The following is a 16900-nucleotide window of genomic DNA, read 5'->3' on the forward strand; positions in this document are numbered from 1 at the left end:
ACTTCCACCCGCCGCTTCTCGCAGCGTCATGATCAACCAGCGGCAGTCCACTTATCCAAGCCGCGAGCCTGTGCAGACAACCCGAGCCACCTCTCCCGCCAGGGGCATATGGAAACCGAAGCTAAGTTATCAGGGCCTGAAAACGGGGAGAAGGTCACCGGCCATCGCGCCTGAGTATCAGGCCCACAAGCCGATCACGGTCAATCGCGCAGTTTCGCGATAGCCATGCGGTGCATAAAATATCTGTACAATTGCGGATATGTAAGAGCGCCCGCCCGGTTCGGACATTAGGCTAGCGGCGGGCATTAATCATAGCAAGCCTGCTTGAACGCCATTCCTGAGTTCATGTCTACACAGCGGATCTCAAACTACGGTATCCATTGCACATTTTATCGAAGCCATGTATAGGATTATCGCAATAGGGTTAATAAATTCGGATGGTGATAGGAAATTGTATTCTGCGACAAGTTATTGCCCTTACCATGTTCGCACCCCTAGCTTGCTTTGGCACGCCAGTTTACGCTGGCGCCGAAGCAGGTGCCGGTCACGGAAGTCCGAAAAAAGCCAAGCCAACGCGGTTTCAGGTTCGTCGCGTACTGAAACTGGAGCAGCCGCTGCGACATGGTGATTATGTCTGGCGGCCGGAGGGGGCGCCGAAAGGCCGCATCACCATAGCCGCGGATCTTAAAGCTGAAACGCTGTCGGTGTTCCGGGGGGGCTATGAGATAGGCGTTGCTGCAATTCTTTATGGTGTTCCCAGCCATCCCACGCCGCTTGGATCGTTCCAAATATTGCAAAAAGACGCAGATCATAAGTCGAACATATACCATGCTCCGATGCCGTATATGCTACGATTGACCAACGATGGCGTCGCGATTCATGGGAGTAAGGTTTCATGGGGAACGGCATCGCATGGGTGCATTGGAGTGCCAGTGGAATTTGCAAAGCTACTTTTTGCTCAGGCAAAATTAGGTGATTCCGTAATCATTACACGTTATAAAAATTGATTTTTGAGAAGTAAGAATATATTATAAGCTTAGTTAATAATATTTTTAAAAGATAATTTAACTATTCGGATAGTTACGTTGGAGTTTGTACTGTGTTGTCAAAAATGACGTTGATGGTTGGAGCCGCTTTAGCCGTTGGTGCGGCTGGAGCGAGCGTCGCAGTTTTGCAGCGTGCGCCACTGCATCGTGTTGATCGTTCGCGGCCAGCCAACGTTACGGTAACGAAGGTCATTCGAGGAACCAAGACGGTCGCGATCGTTCCCTCGACGCCGGCAATAGCGATGAAAACGCCAGTACCTACCGCACCGTTGCCATCGGTGGCTGTCCCATTTGCGCGTTCAATTGCCGCGGTTCCGGTAACGGAGACCCCGCCTGTTCAAGTTGCGGCCGTTTGCACGCCATCATCCGCTATCCGGAATGCGTCATATGTTCCAACGAGAGAGGAAGCGTTGATAATTGCTGATCACCTTGCTCGCGCGGCTGGCCGCCTTCCAGAGGGGTCGAAGACTCAGGACTATGAAGCCGCGTTCGCGATGGTTGCAGTCTCGTCGGAGTGCGGTTGTTCGACAGTAAAAGCTGCTTTGCCGGGCTTGTCGAAGTCCAACTTGCCGCAGTTTGCAAATCTAAACAAACGCGCTCGCGGAGCGCTCTTTGGACTAGCCAGTACACTTGGTAATTGCGGTACCGGTGCTATCAGTGAAGGCCGGCCTTTTGCCATAGCGGAGCTTCCCGCGTTCAGTGTCGGCGGTGGGAGCGATTATCGGCGTTGATGGCGGCAGATAGGAGATGCTCTAATTCTCTTGGCTGCCTATTTGGTGCTGTCTCATCTTTGCCTACCGTTACGGAGATATCGGCGCTGTGGTAAGGATGCCTGATGAATTCGTTAAGGTCCGATCCACCAAATCAGCGTGAGTGCGGCGCGGTTCGATCGCGTTTGCCAGTCTTATCGGATAAGTAGCCCAGCTCGTCGAGGACGACGAGATTGAGGCGAAGCAGGCGCTCGGCAAGCTGCTCTACCTTGTTCATGACTTTTGACGTCCCCCCTGTTCATTAGTCCATTTAAGCGAGAGTTTTCCGGCCTTGAGAAGCCTTCGGGCGAGGAGCTGGAAATCAAGAAATCTAGGTACACGGACGAGCAGATCGGCTTCGCGCTGAAGCAAGCGGAAACCGGTACGCTAGTGGCCGAGGTAATCCGGCGAATGAGAATCTCGGAGCAAACGTTCTACCGCTGGAAGAAAGTGTACGGCGGTCTCGGTGTCGGCGAGCTGAGGCGCCTGAAGCAGCTCGAGGATGAGAACCGGCAGTTAAAACTGCTAATTGCGGACCTCAGTCTGGACAAGCGCATTTTGCAAGATGTCCTGTCAAAAAATGTATGGTCCGCCCCCGTCTGGCAAGTATGAAACGCGATAGGCTGCACAGTCTGCGTAAATGTATCCGGCCTGTTTGTGAGACATCTCGATCCCTGGCCATGATGGGATACGCGCACGGTCGTCCTAACAAGCTAAGCTTCTTCTTCCACTGGATGGATCCCGCGATATTCAAGCCGATCAGGTGAAACGAGGTCTTGCCAATGTCGATGCCGACCACTGCTGCTTCTGTCATGACGGTCCCCCTCGATATGAAGGCGCTTATGATGCACCCGACTCGTCCAAACCGTAAGGGGGCGGACCATCCCACAAGCTCTGACGCCTGGACGACGGCGCGAGCTCGTCGCGCACGTCCAGGCGTCCCATGCATTGAGCGAACGGCGCAGTTGCTCGGCGCTGGGCGTCGAGCGGTCGTCGGTGCGCTACATCTCGCACAAGTCGGATCAGACGCCGCTGGTGATGCGCATCCGTGATCTGGCGGCGACGCGAACGCGCTATGGCTATTTCCGGATCTACATCCTGCGGCGAAGGGAAGGATGGATCGTGAACCACAAGCGCGTCGACCGGCTCTACCGTAATGATGGACTGAGCCTTCGGCTCAAGAAGACCCGGCGAAACGTCAGCGCTGCCAACCGCGAGCAGCAACCTGCGGCGCTGACTGCGAACGAGATGTGGTCGATGGATTTCGTCTCAGACGCCCTGTTCGATGGTCGGCGGTTACGAGCTCTGACCGTGGTCGACGCCTTCACGCGCGAAGCTCTGGCAATTGACGTCGACCAGGGCATCAAGGACGGATAGGTGGTCGAGGCGATGGCACGGATCTCGTCGATCCGCGGCGCTCCCAAGACCATTCGCGTGGACAATGGTCCGAATTCATCTCGAAGGCACTCGACCGCTGGGCGTACGAGAATGGCATGACGTTGGACTTGAGCCGACCGGGCAAACCGACGGACAATGCCTTCGTAGAGTCATTCAACGGTCGCCTTCGCGACGAATGCCTGAACGCACATTGGTTCCTCTTCATCGCCGACGCTCGAGCCAAGATCGAGGCTTGGCGACGGGACTATAACGAGAGGCGTCCTCACACATCGCTTGGCTGGATGACGCCGGTCGAATATGCTGCTGCCGAGGCCATCAAAGCGGCCGAATGAAGGCCGGAAACTCACCTTAAGGTTGGATGAGAAACCGAGGGACCCTCATCCTTGATCAGCGTCCCGCGCTTCAGCGTCTGCCCCGCACCCTTCACGGTCAGGTCCTTGATCAGAGTCACTTGGTCGCCGTCCGCGAGCACATTGTCGACCGAATCGCGGACCGTCACGGTCTCGGTGTCCGCTACGACTGCGCCGCCGCCCTTGACCCACTCGCCCGTTGCTTCGTCATAGACGTATTCGCCGTCACTCATCATTCAGTCTCCGGCAGCGCCCAGTCGATCGGGGGGCGCCCGTGGGTTTCGAGAAAGGCGTTGGCCCGACTGAACGGCCGCGATCCGAAGAACCCGGTCCGTGCCGCCAACGGCGACGGATGCGCCGACTGGATTACCAGATGCCGCCCGCCTTTGCTCACGTCATCGACGAATGCCGCCTTCTTCTGCGCATACGATCCCCACAGCAGGAACACGACCGGTTTCGGCTGCGCGTTCACCGCCGCGATCACGGCATCGGTAAACCGCTCCCATCCACGCTTCTGATGCGACGCGGCCTCGCCGATCCGTACGCTCAGCACCGCGTTGAGCAGCAGCACGCCCTGTGCCGCCCAATAATCGAGCATGCCGTGCGATGCGCGGGGGATTCCGAGATCCGCCTCCAGCTCCTTGTAGATATTCACCAGGCTAGGCGGCGTCCGCATGCCCTTTCGGACCGAGAAGCTCAGCCCATATGCCTGCCCCGCGGCATGATACGGATCCTGCCCCAGGATCACGACCCGCACCTGGTCGAGCGGCGTCAGCTCCAGCGCCCGAAACCGGTCCACCTCCCCGGGAAATACGCGAGCACCCGCGGCCCGCTCGGCCTCCAGAAACGCATCGAGCGCTTGCATGTACGGCGCCTCGAACTCGGCCCGCAGCGCCTGCCAACTTTCGGGAATAGGGTAGTCGATCATCCTAGCGGCATGTCGGACGGGGCAGGGGAGTGTCAATCGCACGTCGTTCCCCTGCGAAGGCGGGGGAACGGTATCATCAAAGGCTCGCACTCCGCAGCGCCCCCCCTTATATGCGCCGCCATGACCAAGATCACCGTCGCCGCGCTGCAGCTCGGCTTCACCTCGAACATCGACCGCAACATCGCCAACGTCTCGCGGCTCGTCCACGAGGCCGCTGCGAATGGCGCGCAGGTCATCCTCCCGCCCGAGCTGTTCGAAGGAGAGTATTTCTGCCGCGTCGAGGACGAGGCGCTCTTCGCCAACGCCGCCCCGGTCGGCGAACACAAGGCGGTGCTCGCGATGCAGGCGCTCGCCGAGGCGTTGAAAGTGACGATCCCGACCAGCTTCTTCGAGGCGGACGGCCCGCATCATTACAACAGCCTCGCGATGATCGGCCCCGACGGCAACGTGCAAGGCGTCTACCGCAAGAGCCACATCCCCGACGGCCCTGGCTACGAGGAGAAATTCTACTTCCGCCCCGGCAACACCGGCTTCAAGGTCTGGCCGCACGCGTCGGAAGCAGGGCGGACAACGCTCGGCGTCGGCGTCTGCTGGGACCAATGGTACCCGGAGACGGCGCGCGCGATGATGCTGATGGGCGCGGAGATGCTGTTCTACCCGACCGCGATTGGCAGCGAGCCGCACGACACCTCGCTCGACACCGCCCGGCTGTGGCGTCGCGCGATGGTCGGCCACGCGGTCAGCAACGTCGTGCCGATCGTCGCCGCAAACCGCGTCGGCGTCGAGCACGGCCAGACCTTCTACGGCACCAGCTTCATCGCCGACGAGCGCGGCGACATCCTTGCCGAGCTCGGCCGCAACGACGAGGGCGTGATCACCGCGACGATCGACCTCGACATCGTCAAGCGCCACCGCGCCGCGTTCGGCTTCTTCCGCGATCGCCGCCCGGAGCTCTACGGCCGGCTCGTCCAGGACATCTGACGCTCAGACCCACGCCAGCCCGGCGAACACCGCGCCCGTCACCGCCGCGGCGCCCGCGACCCACAGCAACCAGCGCCGCCCGGTCAGCGCGGTGATCGACGCCAGCGCGATCGCCACCTGTAACGCAGTGACCGCCAGCGCGAGCTTGGTATGCGGCCGGAGCGCATCGTCCGACTCCTCGTCCGCCGCGGTCGATCGCCGATCGAGCGCTTCGGCCTGAGCCTTCAATCCGGCCCCGCGCGCCTGGTACCGCGCGACGTCCGCGGCGTGCAGCGACGCCTGCGCCGGGTCGAGATCGACCTCGATCTGCGCCATGTGCCGCTTCAGATCCTCGGCCTGGTAATAGCCCCACGCATCCGACGCCTGCGCCTTGATCAGCACCGCCTCGTTCTTGTGCAGCAACGCCTCGTTTTGCGTATGCCCGCCGAGAAAGCTCGTCACCGCCGCCAGCGTCGCCAGAACGGCGGTGAACAGCGCGATCCGCTTGTCGAGCGCCTCGCCAGACTTGGCGCGCTCTTCCGACAGTTGCTCGTGCAACCCGCGCACTTCGTAATCGTCATCCATGCCTGTCGCCTTGCGCCGGTCCGCGTGACTAGACGCTGATGAAGGGATGACATAATTTTAAGCGCAGCATGACACTCGCCCACCTTCGCTACGCGCCGTTGCTCCTTCTCGCTGGTTGCGCGACCCCGTCGCTGAAGACCGTACCTCCGAGCGATCATTTCGACGGCACGCGATTCTTCAACCCCGACGGCGTGCAGGGCAGTAGCGGCGAGCAGAAGCAGGGCCCCATCGCGCTGTTCCGCAATCTCGTGAAACCGCCCTATCGCACCTGGCCGAAAAGCGTGCCGGTCACCCCCTCGCATCCGCCTGCGCGCGTCGATGGCCAGACGATGCGCGTTACCTGGATCGGCCATTCGACCATGCTGGTCCAGACGCAGGGGCTGAACATCCTGACCGATCCGCTCTGGGTTCAGCGCGCGTCGCCGGTCCAGTTCCTTGGCGTGAAGCGGGTGCGCCAGCCCGGCGTGCGGATCGCCGACCTTCCCAGGATCGACCTCATCCTGCTCAGCCACGATCACCGCGACCATCTCGACATGACCGCGATGCGCCGGCTCTGGCACCGTGACAGACCACTCATCGTGACGGGGCTAGGCACCGACCAGATCCTCCGGCGCAGCGGCATCCACGCGGTGTCGCGCGACTGGGGCGGGCGGGTCGCGCTCCGCACCGGCATCGACGTGATCGTCGACCGCGCGCACCATTGGAGCGAATACGACCCGGGCGACCGCAACAAGACTTTATGGGCCGGCTTCACTGTGACGCTGCCCGGCGGCAATCTCTATTTCGCGGGCGACACCGGTCCCGGCGACATGCGCTGGGCAACCGAGGCACGCGCCGCGGGCCCGGTCCGCCTCGCGATCCTGCCGATCGGTGCGTATCATTTCGCGGGGCACGAGACTGACAACCATATCGGCCCCGACCAGGCGGTGACCGCGTTCGAGCAACTCGGCGCAGCCTATGCGATCGGCGTCCACTGGGGCACGTTCGAACTGACCGCCGAGGGTATCGACGAACCACCCGAGCATCTCCGCTCTGCGCTGGCGCGCGAGCACATCGAAGCGGGGCGGTTCCGGACTCCGGGAGCGGGTGAGGCTTGGGTGATCGAGTAAGAGCAGGGCTTGGCACCAAGCACCTCCCCGGCGGAGGCCGGGGCCCAGTTGGAAAGGTCGGCGTAACGAAGGATCGTCCGCAGTTACCCTGGTCCCCACCTGGACCCCGGCCTTCGCCGGGGAGGCAAAAGCTTTCAGCAAGACGCTCGGATGACGAGTCCGCTTGCCACGAGCTCAACCCTCCCCGCGCAACTCCAGCGCCCGCGCGAACACCGCGTCGAACATCTCCGCCGTCAGCACGCCCGTATTCATGTTGTAGCGCGAGCAATGATAGCTATCGATCAGGATGCGGCCATCGGGCATGCGGTGCTCGGCGCCATGCGCGAACCGCGCCTTGGGCAACCGTCCGCCAAGCATCTTCACCGCCGACTGGTGCGTGATATGCCCCAGCGCCACGAACACGCGCGCACTCGGCACGGCGTCCGCCTGCGTCTCGAGGAACGGCCGGCACGTGCGGATTTCCTCGGGCGTCGGCTTGTTCTCGGGCGGCAGGCACTTCACCGCATTGAGGATGATCGCGCCGTCCAGCGTCACGCCGTCGCCGGCCTTGGCGCCATACACGCCGTTCGCCAACCCGAACCGGCCGAGCGTCTCGAACAGCACCTGACCCGAATAATCGCCGGTGAACGGCCGCCCGGTCCGGTTCGCGCCATGCTTGCCGGGTGCGAGGCCGATGATGCCGAGCCACGCCGCGGGGTCGCCGAACGCGGGAACCGGCGCATTCCACCAGCCCGGAAACTCGGTCCGTAATTGCTCGCGCACGCCGGCGAGGCGGGGGCAGAGCGGGCAGTCGTGCGACGGTTCGGTCTCGGGCAGGGCGGAGACGGGGACGAACACGGTGGTGACGTCGATCTCCGTCTCGGCATCGATCGGTGCGGTCGGGGCAGGTGTGAATTCCATGCGGCCTGCGCTAGGCGGGCAACATGGCGTCTGCAACCCCGCTCCAGACCTACGCGATCGCGCTGGGCTCGAACCGGCGGGGCCGGCACGGTGCGCCCGAAGCGGAGATCGCCGCCGCGCTGGAGGCGGTCGGCGGGATCGTCGCAGCGTCTCCAACGATCGCGAGCGCCCCGCTCGGGCCGTCGAATCGCCGTTACGCCAACGCCGTCGCGCTGATCGAAACCGCGGAAGATCCCGCGACGCTACTCGTTCGTCTGAAAGCGATCGAACGCGCGTTCGGCCGCCGCGCCGGTCGTCGCTGGGGCAGCAGGGTGATCGATCTCGACATCGTCCTCTGGTCGCAGGGTGCCTGGTCGTCGCCCGGCCTGACCATTCCGCACGCCGCCTTCCGCATGCGCAGCTTTGTGCTCGGTCCGCTCGCGACGCTCATCCCGAAATGGTGCGATCCGCTGAGCGGGCGGACGATCCGCCAATTGGCACAGATGGTTGACCGAAAGCGGCCGCGAGACTAGGTGCGCGGTCGACGATGGCGGGGGTCCGTAGCTCAGTTGGTAGAGCAAGCGACTTTTAATCGAGAGGTCCCGGGTTCGAGCCCCGGCGGACCCACCATCGGCGGCCCGCCCGAACGGGGCGAACGACGACGCGTACCCGCGGTTCTCGCCGGTGCCTCGGTCGCCGCGGTCGGCATCGTCCTCATCCTGCTCGTTGGTCTCGCGGTCGATCATTGGCCGTTCGCGTTCGATCGCTCGATCATCCTCGGCCTGCGCGCCTGGGGCGGTCCGTCCTGGCTGCCGAAAGTCGCCGCCGACGTCACCGCGCTTGGTGGCGGCATTGTCCTGACGATCATCGTCGTGATCGTCGCCGGCCTGCTGATCGTCCAGCGCCTCTGGCTGACCGCGCTCGCGATCGTCGCGGCGAGCGTCAGCGGCAATATCGTCGTCGAGCTGGTTAAAGCGCACGTCGCCCGCCCGCGCCCCGACATCGTCACCCACCTCGTCGCTGTCACGCATATGAGCTTTCCCAGCGGGCATTCGGCCAACAGCGCGATCGTTTACCTGACGCTCGCCGGCCTCGCCTCGCAAGTGACGCCGGATCGCGCGACGCGGCGCTACATGCTGATCGTCGCGATCCTGCTGGTCGGCGCGATCGGGTGCAGCCGGGTGTATCTCGGCGTCCACTGGCCGAGCGACGTGCTCGCCGGCTGGAGCTTCGGCACGCTCTGGGCGCTCGCGTGGTGGCTCGCGACCGCCCGCATCCGCAGCTCAATCGGCGGCGAGCGCTAGCACCGCCTTCGCTGCCTTCAGGTGCGGCGCGTCGACCATCTTGCCGTCCATCTGGAGCGCCCCCGCGCCCGGATTGGCGGCGAACAGGTCGACGATCGCCTGGGCATTCAAGCGCTCCTCAGGGGAAGGCGTGAAGGCGGCGTTGATCACCGCGACCTGGCTCGGGTGGATCGCCGTCATCCCCATGAACCCGTCGCGCCGGCCCCGCGCGGCATAGGCGGCGAGCCCGTCGAGATCGCGAAAGTCGGGATGGACCGTCTCGATCGCCGGCACCCCCGCCGCATGTGCGCCGAACAGCGTCAGCGACCGGGCGAGCTGGTACGGCGCGGTGTAAGACCCATCCGCCTCGCGATGTCGCCGCACCGATCGCGGCCGGCAGGTCCTCCGCACCCCAGGTCAGCCCGACGAGCCGGTCCGTCACGCCACCATAGCTGCCGAGCGCGAAGATCGCCGCGGGCGTCTCGGTCGCGATCGGCAGGATGCGGATGTCGCCGCTCAGCTTAGCATCGAGCGCGGCGAGGCTAGCGGCCCCCTCCGCCTTCGGGAGCATGATGCCGTCGGGTTTGGCGGACAGAACTGTCGCGAGATCGTCGTCCGCCAACCCCGAATCGAGCGGGTTGATCCGCACGAACAGCGGCACCGTCCGAGGCTGGCCAAGGAACGCGGCGACATGCGCGCGCCGCTAGCTTGCCTTCGAGGGCGGCTGAATCCTCCAGGTCGAGGATCACTGCATCAGCCCCCAACCCGAGTGCCTTGATCATCCGTTCCGGCCGGTCACCGGGCACGAACAGCAGCGAGCGCAGTCTCACCGGCCCTTCTCTGCCAGCGACCGCTCCCACGCCAGCGCATCGCGGACGATGCCGTCGAGATCGGCGTGGCGCGGCGTCCAGTCGAGCGTCTCCAGGATCGCGCGATTGTCCGAGATCAGCATCGCCGGGTCGCCCGCACGACGCCCTTCGAAGCGGCGTTCGATCGTCCGGTTGGTGATCTTGTCGACCGCATCGAGCACGTCGAGCACCGAGAAGCCCTTGCCGTAGCCCGCGTTGAGCGTGTGGCTTTTTGCGGGTTCGGCGATCAGCACCTCTAGCGCGGCGACATGCGCGGCGGCGAGGTCGGTGACGTGGATGTAATCGCGCACGCCGGTGCCGTCGGGGGTGTCGAAATCGGTCCCGTAGACGCCGACATGGCCGCGCTTGCCGGTTGCCGCCTCGACAGCGATCTTGATCAGATGCGTCGCGCCGACCGTCGACTGGCCGCTGCGTCCCTGCGGATCCGCACCTGCGACGTTGAAATACCGCAGCGCCGCGTAGTTCATCGGGTGCGCCGCCGCGACGTCGCGCAGCATCGCCTCGGTCATCAGCTTCGACATGCCGTACGGGTTGATCGGCACGGTCGGGTCACCCTCCGCGACCGGCACCTTTTCGGGCGTGCCATAGGTCGCGGCGGTCGACGAGAAGATGAAGTGCGGCACGCCCTCGACGACCGCGCTTTCGATCAGCGCGCGGCTGGCGGCGGTGTTGTTGCGGTAATATTTGAGCGGATCGCTGACCGATTCGGGGACCACCACCGAGCCGGCGAAATGCATGATCGCCTTGACGTTGTGGTCGCGGATCGCCGCGCGGACCTTCGCATCGTCGGCGACGTTCGCCTCGACCAGCGCCGCGCGGGGATCGACCGCCCAGTCGAATCCCGTGACGAGGTTGTCGAGCACCACGACGTCGTATCCAGCGTCGAGCAATGCCAATACCGCATGGCTGCCGATGTAACCGGCGCCGCCGGTGACCATAACCTTACCGTCGATCATACGCGTCTCCTCTTTGTTGCGCGGTAGCGGCTTCCTACATTGGCGGAAAGGAGATCGTAATGACGGATTATGTAACGCTCGCCGGCGGCTGCTTCTGGTGCACCGAGGCTGTGTTCAAGGATGTGATCGGTGTGGAGAGCGCCGAGAGCGGGTATATTGGCGGGCACGTGCCCAACCCGACCTACAAGCAGGTCTGCGGTGGCGACACCGGCCATGCCGAGGCGATCCGGATCGGTTTCGACCCTGAGCAGCTGAAGCTCGGCGACCTGCTCGACATCTTCTTCGCGACGCACGACGCGACGACGCTGAACCGGCAGGGCAACGATGTCGGGACGCAGTACCGCTCGGCGATGTTCCCGGCGGACGACTCGCAGAAGGCCGAGATGGAAGCGGCGCTTGAGCGGGCGCAGGCGGATTCGCCCAAGCCGATCGTTACCACCATCGAGTCGATGGACACGTGGTACGAGGCCGAGGGCTATCACCAGGATTACTGGGAGACGTCGGGCCGCTCGAACCCGTATTGCATGGCGGTGATCCCGCCCAAGCTGCAGAAGCTGCGCAAGAGCTTCGCCGCACGGTCGAAGGCGGCGGTGAACGCGTAAGATCGGACCGATAGCCGTTCCCCCCGGGACGCGGGGGCCCAGCTAAATACCGTAATCCAACTTGGCTCCTGGACCCCCGCCTCCGAGGGGGAACGGGAGCTAACGGTGAGCGGCGCGGCGCAAGCGGTCGTTGATTGCCTCGCCGATGCCTTCGGTCGGGATCGGCGCGATGGCGATACGGGCGCTTGAGTTCGCGTCCGCGGTGTGAAGCAGGTCGAACAGCTCGGCAGCGGCCTCGATAAGATTTCCCGAAGCGGATAGCGTCACGTCGCCCAGCACTTCACCAAACCCGATCAACCATTCGTCCGAGCCTGACTCGGTTGCATTTAACCGAAGCAGCTTCCTCGGCGCATAATGGCTCTCAAGCTGCCCCGGCGCCGTCACCCCATTCTCACGTCCCCCCGGCGAAGGCCGGGGCCCAGTTGGGGGACGGTCATGATCGCCGTTGCGCACGGTTACATCCGACGTTCCAATTGGGCCCCTGCCTCCGCCGGCGAGGTGCTTTGCAATGAGAGCCGCCGTCACCGGTCCCGGCCGCAGCACAGTCCGCCCCGCTACGATCGTCGACTCTAGTCCAGCTTCGGTAGCCCCATCGTCGAGGATCAACGGCACGTTCTCCCCGAGACTCCCCGCCACATGCGCGGGGCACGTCGGGCTAATCCCCCCGCTCGCGTTGGCCGACGGCGCCGCCAACGGCCGCCCAGATTCCGCAATCAACGCCTGCATGGCCCGATGCCGAGGCACCCGGATCGCGATCGTATCCAACCCCGCCGTCACCAGCGAAGCGATCCCCGAATCCCCCCGCACCGGCAGCACCAACGTCAACGGCCCCGGCCAGAAAGCCTCTGCCAGCGCCAACGCATCCGCATCGAACACCGCGATCCGCTCCGCCGCCGCCAGATCCGCCACATGCACGATCAGCGGATTGAAACTCGGGCGGCCCTTCGCGGCATAAATCCGCGCTACTGCCTCCGCATTCGTGGCGTCCGCGGCGAGCCCATACACCGTCTCGGTTGGCACCGCGACGATTCCCCCGTCGCGAATCAGCGCGGCGGCCTCGGCGATCGCGGCCGTGCCGTAAGGTAAAATCCGGGGGTGTGGACGGGTCATCCTGAGGGCCTATAGCGGGTCCAAACCGTAGCGATAAGAGGATGCGATGGCCTTCACTCCAGCAACCACCGAACAGCGTTTCGTGCTCGACCATGTCGTGCGGATCGGCGAACTTGGCGCAACCGAACGCTATGCCGCCGCCAGCGACGACGTCGTCGACGCGGTCCTCGAAGGCGTCGGCCAGCTCGCTGCCGGCGAATGGGCCCCCCTCAACCGCACCGGCGACACCGTCGGCGCGAAGTGGACCCCCGACGGCGTGGTCATGCCCGACGGGTTCGCGCAGGCGTACAAGGATTATGTCGACGGCGGCTGGGGCACGATCGGCGTCGAGGAGGAATGGGGCGGCCAGGGCTTGCCGTTCGCGATCCAGACTGCGGTGCTCGACACGCTCGGCTCCGCGAACATGGGCTTCGCGCTCTGCCCGACGCTGACCGTCGGCGCGATCGAGGCGCTCCAGCATCACGGCTCGCCCGAGCAACAGGCACTCTACCTCCCCCATCTCGCGACCGGCGAATGGACCGGCACGATGAACCTGACCGAGCCGCAGGCCGGCTCCGACGTCGGCGCGCTGCGTGCGACCGCGACGCCTCTCGGCGACGGCAAGTGGAGCATCAAGGGCACCAAGATCTACATCTCGTTCGGCGATCACGACATGGCGCCGAACATCGTCCACCTTGTCCTTGCGCGGACGCCGGGCGCGCCAGCGGGCACGAAGGGCATCTCGCTGTTCCTGGTCCCGAAATATCGGTTGAACGAAGACGGCACGCCGGGTGCCTTCAACGACGTCCGCGTCGTCTCGATCGAGCACAAGATGGGCCTCCACGCCTCGCCCACCTGCGTGCTGAGCTTCGGCGATAACGACGACTGCATCGGCGAGCTGATCGGCGCGGAATTGGGCGGCATCCGCGCGATGTTCACGATGATGAACAACGCACGCCTCAACGTCGGCCTCCAGGGCGTGCAGGTCGCTGAGGGCGCCACCCAGGGTGCGGTCGCCTATGCGCTCGACCGCGTACAGTCGGCACGTGCTGGCTCGCCGAACAAGGAGTCGGTCAAGATCGTCGAGCATCCCGACGTCCGCCGCATGCTGATGCGGATGAAGGCACAGACGCAGGCGGCGCGCGCGCTGGTCTATTACGCCGCGGGGCAGGTCGACCGTGCCAATCTCGGCGACCACGCCGCGCGCAACCGGCTCGAACTCGTCACCCCGCTCGCCAAGGCGCACGGCACCGATCTCGGCAACGAAGTCGCGTCGCTCGGCATCCAGGTTTACGGCGGCATGGGCTATGTCGAGGAAACCGGCGCCGCGCAGTATTTCCGCGATGCGCGCATCACGCCGATCTACGAGGGAACGAACGGCATCCAGGCCGCGGATCTGGTCGGGCGTAAACTGGGGTTGGACAACGGTGGCGCGTTTGCCACGCTGATCGCCGACATCCGCGCGGAAGCGAAGGACGAGCGCCTGCTTGCGCTGGTCGACTCCTGCGAAGCGATCGGGCGCAGGCTCGCCACCGCGGACGCCGACGACAAGCTCGCCGCGAGCTATCCGTTCCTCACCATGCTGTCGGTCGCGACCTGCGGCTGGCTGATGGAGCGGCAGGGCGGGGTCGCCGGCGCCGACGATTTCGGCCGGATGAAGACCGCGGCGGTGCGCTTCTACCTCGACCAGATCGTCCCCGAGGCGATGGGCCTGAACGCGGCCGCCAATGCGAGTGCGGCGGTGCTGTACTCGATCGAGCCGGAATTGTTCGCGGCCTGAGTCAGCCTCTACAAATCCGTCATCCTTATTCGTGAGGATGACGGCCCCTCTTTCCCGTTCGCCCTGAGCGTAGTCGAAGGGTATGACCCGCGCACAGGTGCTTCGACTTCGCTCAGCACGAACGGGGGCGGGTGTGGTTGCGCCAAGTGCCGCATCTGGTCCTCGCCACTCGACTACCCCTCGCGACCAACACTATGGGGAAGTGGCAGCAAGGGAACCAGCCGACCGATGTTCGACCTCGACGCCTACCTCCACCGCATCGCGATGCCCGCGCGGCCGACGCTCGACTCGATCGGTCTCGGCCGCCTGCAACTCGCGCATCGGCAAACCATCCCGTTCGAGGATCTCGACGTCGTCCTCGGTCGCGGCCTCGCGATCGACAGCGCTTCGGTGTTCGCGAAACTCGTGACGGCACGCCGCGGCGGCTATTGCTTCGAGCATAACCGCCTGTTCCTCGACGGGCTGGCCGAGCTCGGCTTCACTGCCCGCCCGCTGCTCGCGCGCGTCTGGTATGCCGCGACCGACGTGCCGCCACCGCTCACCCACACCTTCGCGCTGGTGACGATCGACGGGCAGGACTGGATCGCCGACACCGGGTTCGGCGGCAGCTACACGCCCGTCCTCCCGCTCGCGGACGGTGCCGAGGCGACCGCGCCCGACGGCGCACGCTTCCGCCTCGAGGCGACCGAAAACGGCTGGATGCTGCTCCGCGATGGTGATCCCATGACCACCGACGGCCGTGGGGCAGGCGAGGGGTTCCAGCCGCAATACAGCTTCACGCTCGCGCAAGTGTTCGACGCGGATCTCGCGCTGTCGAACCACTGGACCTCGACCGCGCCGTCGAGCCGCTTCACGCACACGCCGATCGCCAGCATCGTCCTGCCCAACGGCTTCGCCTCGCTGATCGGGCGCAATTACCGGCGGCGCTCGGGGACCGACACCAGCGTCGGCGAGGTCACCGACCCGCGCGTGTACCGGATACGCATGAGCCTGTTGTTCGGGATCGACCTGAGCGTCGAGGATGTCGCCGCGCTGGGGATTTTCTGAAGCCTGGGTCCAGGCTCTGGGGTCCCGAGCCTCAAGCATGAAGTCCGCCCCCCACTCCCGTTCGTGCTGAGTAGAGACCGAGTAGCTTCGCAGAAGCGTATCGAGGGCGTGTATCGAAGCATGGGTTCCGCGCGCCAACCTGTCCTTCGATACGTCCTCTCAATACGCCGTTTCGCGCCTACTCGATGACTACTCAGGACGAACGGCGGAGGGGCAAGACGAGCGGCGGGTGGCAGAGAAGCGATGAAAGGCGGCATACGTTCAGGCCCGCTCACGCTCCAGCAGGTCATGCGCATCCAACCCCAGCAAGTCGATATGCCCCAAAATCCTAGGCCACTGCGTCGTCACGAAATTCTCGCGCTCGGCCACCCGCAGCGCTTCCGCCGCGCCCGGCATCACGAACATCCCGACCCCGCGCCGGACCTCGACATAGCCGTCGTCCTGAAAACTCTGATACGCCTTGGCGACCGTCAGCGGGTTCGCGCCCTGCTCGGCGGCGAACGCGCGTACCGACGGAAGCTGGTCGCCCGCACGATAGTTACCGCGTAAAATCCCCGCGGCGATCGTGCTGCGAAGGCGGATATATACGGGGCTGTCGTCGCTGCTGAGCGCTGTCATGGTGACTTAATACAGTAATTGCGTAGGAAGTCGAGTCCTCAGGAACCCCAATGGCTTACCAACCGTGCCATATCCGGGCGGGGCCGTTCGTCGAGCGCGCGCGAGGGCGTGCCGATGAACATGAAGCCCGCGATCCGCTCCGACGTTGACCCGAACGCATCGCGCACGGTGTCCGAGAACGCCGCCCAGCCGGTCAGCCAGCCGCCCGCGAACCCTTCGGCATGGACCGCATGAAGCAGGTTCATGCAAGCTGCGCCCGCAGACAATTCCTGCTCCCACAGCGGGATCTTGCTCTCCTTGGGCGACGAAAGGACGACCACCAAGGTCGGCGCCTGATGCGCGAACTGGTCGAGCGACTCCAGCTCGAGCCGCGACGCGTCGGGACGATCGGCGAGATACGCGTCGGTGATCAGCGCCGACAGCGCCTTGCGGTGTTCGTCCCCAACCACGACGAACCGCCACGGCGCCAGCTTGCCATGATCGGGCGTCCGCGCCGCGATCTCGAGGATCGTCGCCAGCTGGTAGGAATCGGGGCCGGGGGAGATCAGGTCGCGTGGCTTGCCCGAACGGCGGGTGGCGAGCAGCGAGAGCGGCGTGGAGCGATCGTTGAGCATGGCTCCGCAGATAGGCCCTGATGTGTGATATTTACAGT

16 protein-coding genes, 1 tRNA gene and 4 pseudogenes are annotated in these 16900 nt (G+C 64.5%); 11 read left to right on the plus strand and 10 right to left on the minus strand.

Annotated elements, in window-relative coordinates; all coding sequences use genetic code 11:
- The first annotated feature begins 482 nt into the window (after window positions 1–482).
- A complete protein-coding gene (locus tag C8J40_RS03705) occupies window positions 483–1007 on the plus strand; it encodes a L,D-transpeptidase family protein (RefSeq protein WP_243693194.1) in 525 nt (174 codons plus the stop codon).
- Between the two features lie 903 nt (window positions 1008–1910).
- Here the strand turns inward: C8J40_RS03705 and C8J40_RS20900 are convergent.
- Window positions 1911–2033, minus strand: coding sequence for a hypothetical protein (locus C8J40_RS20900; protein WP_279432580.1), 123 nt, complete (start codon window positions 2031–2033; stop codon window positions 1911–1913).
- An 83-nt stretch (window positions 2034–2116) separates the two neighbouring features.
- On the opposite strand from C8J40_RS20900, the pseudogene C8J40_RS03715 reads away from it, so the two are divergent.
- Window positions 2117–2380: pseudogene (locus C8J40_RS03715) on the plus strand (transposase); the annotation flags it as partial.
- A gap of 303 nt (window positions 2381–2683) precedes the next feature.
- Window positions 2684–3525, plus strand: a pseudogene (locus C8J40_RS03725) (IS3 family transposase); the annotation flags it as partial.
- Window positions 3526–3575: 50 nt separating this feature from the next.
- Here the strand turns inward: C8J40_RS03725 and C8J40_RS03730 are convergent.
- Window positions 3576–3776, minus strand: a pseudogene (locus C8J40_RS03730) (PhnA domain-containing protein); the annotation flags it as partial.
- Complete coding sequence (gene ung / locus C8J40_RS03735) at window positions 3776–4471, minus strand: uracil-DNA glycosylase (RefSeq protein ID WP_132895871.1); 696 nt, start codon at window positions 4469–4471, stop codon at window positions 3776–3778. The gene ung and the pseudogene C8J40_RS03730, both read right to left, overlap by 1 nt.
- Before the next feature lie 120 nt (window positions 4472–4591).
- On the opposite strand from ung, the gene aguB reads away from it, so the two are divergent.
- Window positions 4592–5452 carry an N-carbamoylputrescine amidase gene (gene aguB / locus C8J40_RS03740; RefSeq protein WP_132895872.1) on the plus strand — a complete coding sequence of 287 codons (861 nt, stop codon included), beginning with the start codon at window positions 4592–4594 and terminating at the stop codon, window positions 5450–5452.
- Window positions 5453–5455: 3 nt separating this feature from the next.
- Here the strand turns inward: aguB and C8J40_RS03745 are convergent, their stop codons facing one another.
- Complete coding sequence (locus C8J40_RS03745) at window positions 5456–6016, minus strand: DUF4337 domain-containing protein (RefSeq protein ID WP_132895873.1); 561 nt, start codon at window positions 6014–6016, stop codon at window positions 5456–5458.
- Between the two features lie 68 nt (window positions 6017–6084).
- Here C8J40_RS03745 and C8J40_RS03750 point away from each other — a divergent pair, with 68 nt between their 5' ends.
- Window positions 6085–7125, plus strand: a complete 1041-nt coding sequence (locus C8J40_RS03750) for an MBL fold metallo-hydrolase (RefSeq protein ID WP_132895874.1) — start codon at window positions 6085–6087, stop codon at window positions 7123–7125.
- Window positions 7126–7299: 174 nt separating this feature from the next.
- Here C8J40_RS03750 and C8J40_RS03755 read toward each other — a convergent pair whose 3' ends face one another.
- A complete protein-coding gene (locus C8J40_RS03755) occupies window positions 7300–8025 on the minus strand; it encodes a uracil-DNA glycosylase (protein WP_132895875.1) in 726 nt (241 codons plus the stop codon).
- Window positions 8026–8048: 23 nt separating this feature from the next.
- Between C8J40_RS03755 and folK the strand changes: the two genes are divergently transcribed.
- The 3 genes from folK (at window position 8049) to C8J40_RS20170 (ending at window position 9308) form a co-directional block, all read left to right on the plus strand.
- Window positions 8049–8537: a 2-amino-4-hydroxy-6-hydroxymethyldihydropteridine diphosphokinase gene (gene folK / locus C8J40_RS03760; RefSeq protein ID WP_132895876.1), complete on the plus strand. Its 489-nt coding sequence runs from the start codon at window positions 8049–8051 to the stop codon at window positions 8535–8537.
- Window positions 8538–8558: 21 nt separating this feature from the next.
- Window positions 8559–8634: transfer RNA gene (locus tag C8J40_RS03765), tRNA-Lys, on the plus strand.
- 242 nt (window positions 8635–8876) lie between these two features.
- Window positions 8877–9308 (plus strand): phosphatase PAP2 family protein, encoded by a 432-nt coding sequence (locus C8J40_RS20170; RefSeq protein WP_165911358.1) that lies wholly within the window; start codon window positions 8877–8879, stop codon window positions 9306–9308.
- Here C8J40_RS20170 and C8J40_RS03775 read toward each other — a convergent pair.
- Both C8J40_RS03775 and galE read right to left on the minus strand, forming a co-directional pair.
- Window positions 9288–10117: pseudogene (locus C8J40_RS03775) on the minus strand (CoA ester lyase). The gene C8J40_RS20170 and the pseudogene C8J40_RS03775 sit on opposite strands and share 21 nt — an antisense overlap.
- On the minus strand, window positions 10114–11112 hold the full coding sequence (galE, locus tag C8J40_RS03780) for a UDP-glucose 4-epimerase GalE (RefSeq protein WP_132895878.1): 999 nt from the start codon (window positions 11110–11112) through the stop codon (window positions 10114–10116). The pseudogene C8J40_RS03775 and the gene galE overlap by 4 nt, the downstream one beginning before the upstream one ends.
- 59 nt (window positions 11113–11171) lie before the next feature.
- On the opposite strand from galE, the gene msrA reads away from it, so the two are divergent.
- Complete coding sequence (msrA, locus tag C8J40_RS03785) at window positions 11172–11714, plus strand: peptide-methionine (S)-S-oxide reductase MsrA (RefSeq protein WP_132895879.1); 543 nt, start codon at window positions 11172–11174, stop codon at window positions 11712–11714.
- A gap of 99 nt (window positions 11715–11813) precedes the next feature.
- Here the strand turns inward: msrA and C8J40_RS03790 are convergent, their stop codons facing one another.
- Window positions 11814–12824, minus strand: a complete 1011-nt coding sequence (locus tag C8J40_RS03790) for an L-threonylcarbamoyladenylate synthase (RefSeq protein WP_132895880.1) — start codon at window positions 12822–12824, stop codon at window positions 11814–11816.
- A gap of 46 nt (window positions 12825–12870) precedes the next feature.
- On the opposite strand from C8J40_RS03790, the gene C8J40_RS03795 reads away from it, so the two are divergent.
- Both C8J40_RS03795 and C8J40_RS03800 read left to right on the plus strand, forming a co-directional pair.
- Entirely contained in the window at window positions 12871–14583 is a 1713-nt protein-coding gene (locus tag C8J40_RS03795) for an acyl-CoA dehydrogenase (protein WP_132895881.1), read from the plus strand.
- A gap of 228 nt (window positions 14584–14811) precedes the next feature.
- Window positions 14812–15630: an arylamine N-acetyltransferase gene (locus C8J40_RS03800; RefSeq protein WP_132895882.1), complete on the plus strand. Its 819-nt coding sequence runs from the start codon at window positions 14812–14814 to the stop codon at window positions 15628–15630.
- Between the two features lie 261 nt (window positions 15631–15891).
- On the opposite strand, the gene C8J40_RS03805 is transcribed toward C8J40_RS03800, so the two are convergent.
- Together C8J40_RS03805 and C8J40_RS03810 are read right to left on the minus strand one after the other, a co-directional pair.
- On the minus strand, window positions 15892–16248 hold the full coding sequence (locus C8J40_RS03805) for a GntR family transcriptional regulator (RefSeq protein WP_132895883.1): 357 nt from the start codon (window positions 16246–16248) through the stop codon (window positions 15892–15894).
- A 38-nt stretch (window positions 16249–16286) separates the two neighbouring features.
- Window positions 16287–16862, minus strand: coding sequence for a nitroreductase (locus tag C8J40_RS03810; RefSeq protein WP_132895884.1), 576 nt, complete (start codon window positions 16860–16862; stop codon window positions 16287–16289).
- Window positions 16863–16900: the final 38 nt, after the last annotated feature.

It is taken from the genome of Sphingomonas sp. PP-CC-3A-396 (assembly GCF_004343105.1).
In the GTDB taxonomy this organism is placed as follows: Bacteria; Pseudomonadota; Alphaproteobacteria; order Sphingomonadales; family Sphingomonadaceae; genus Sphingomonas.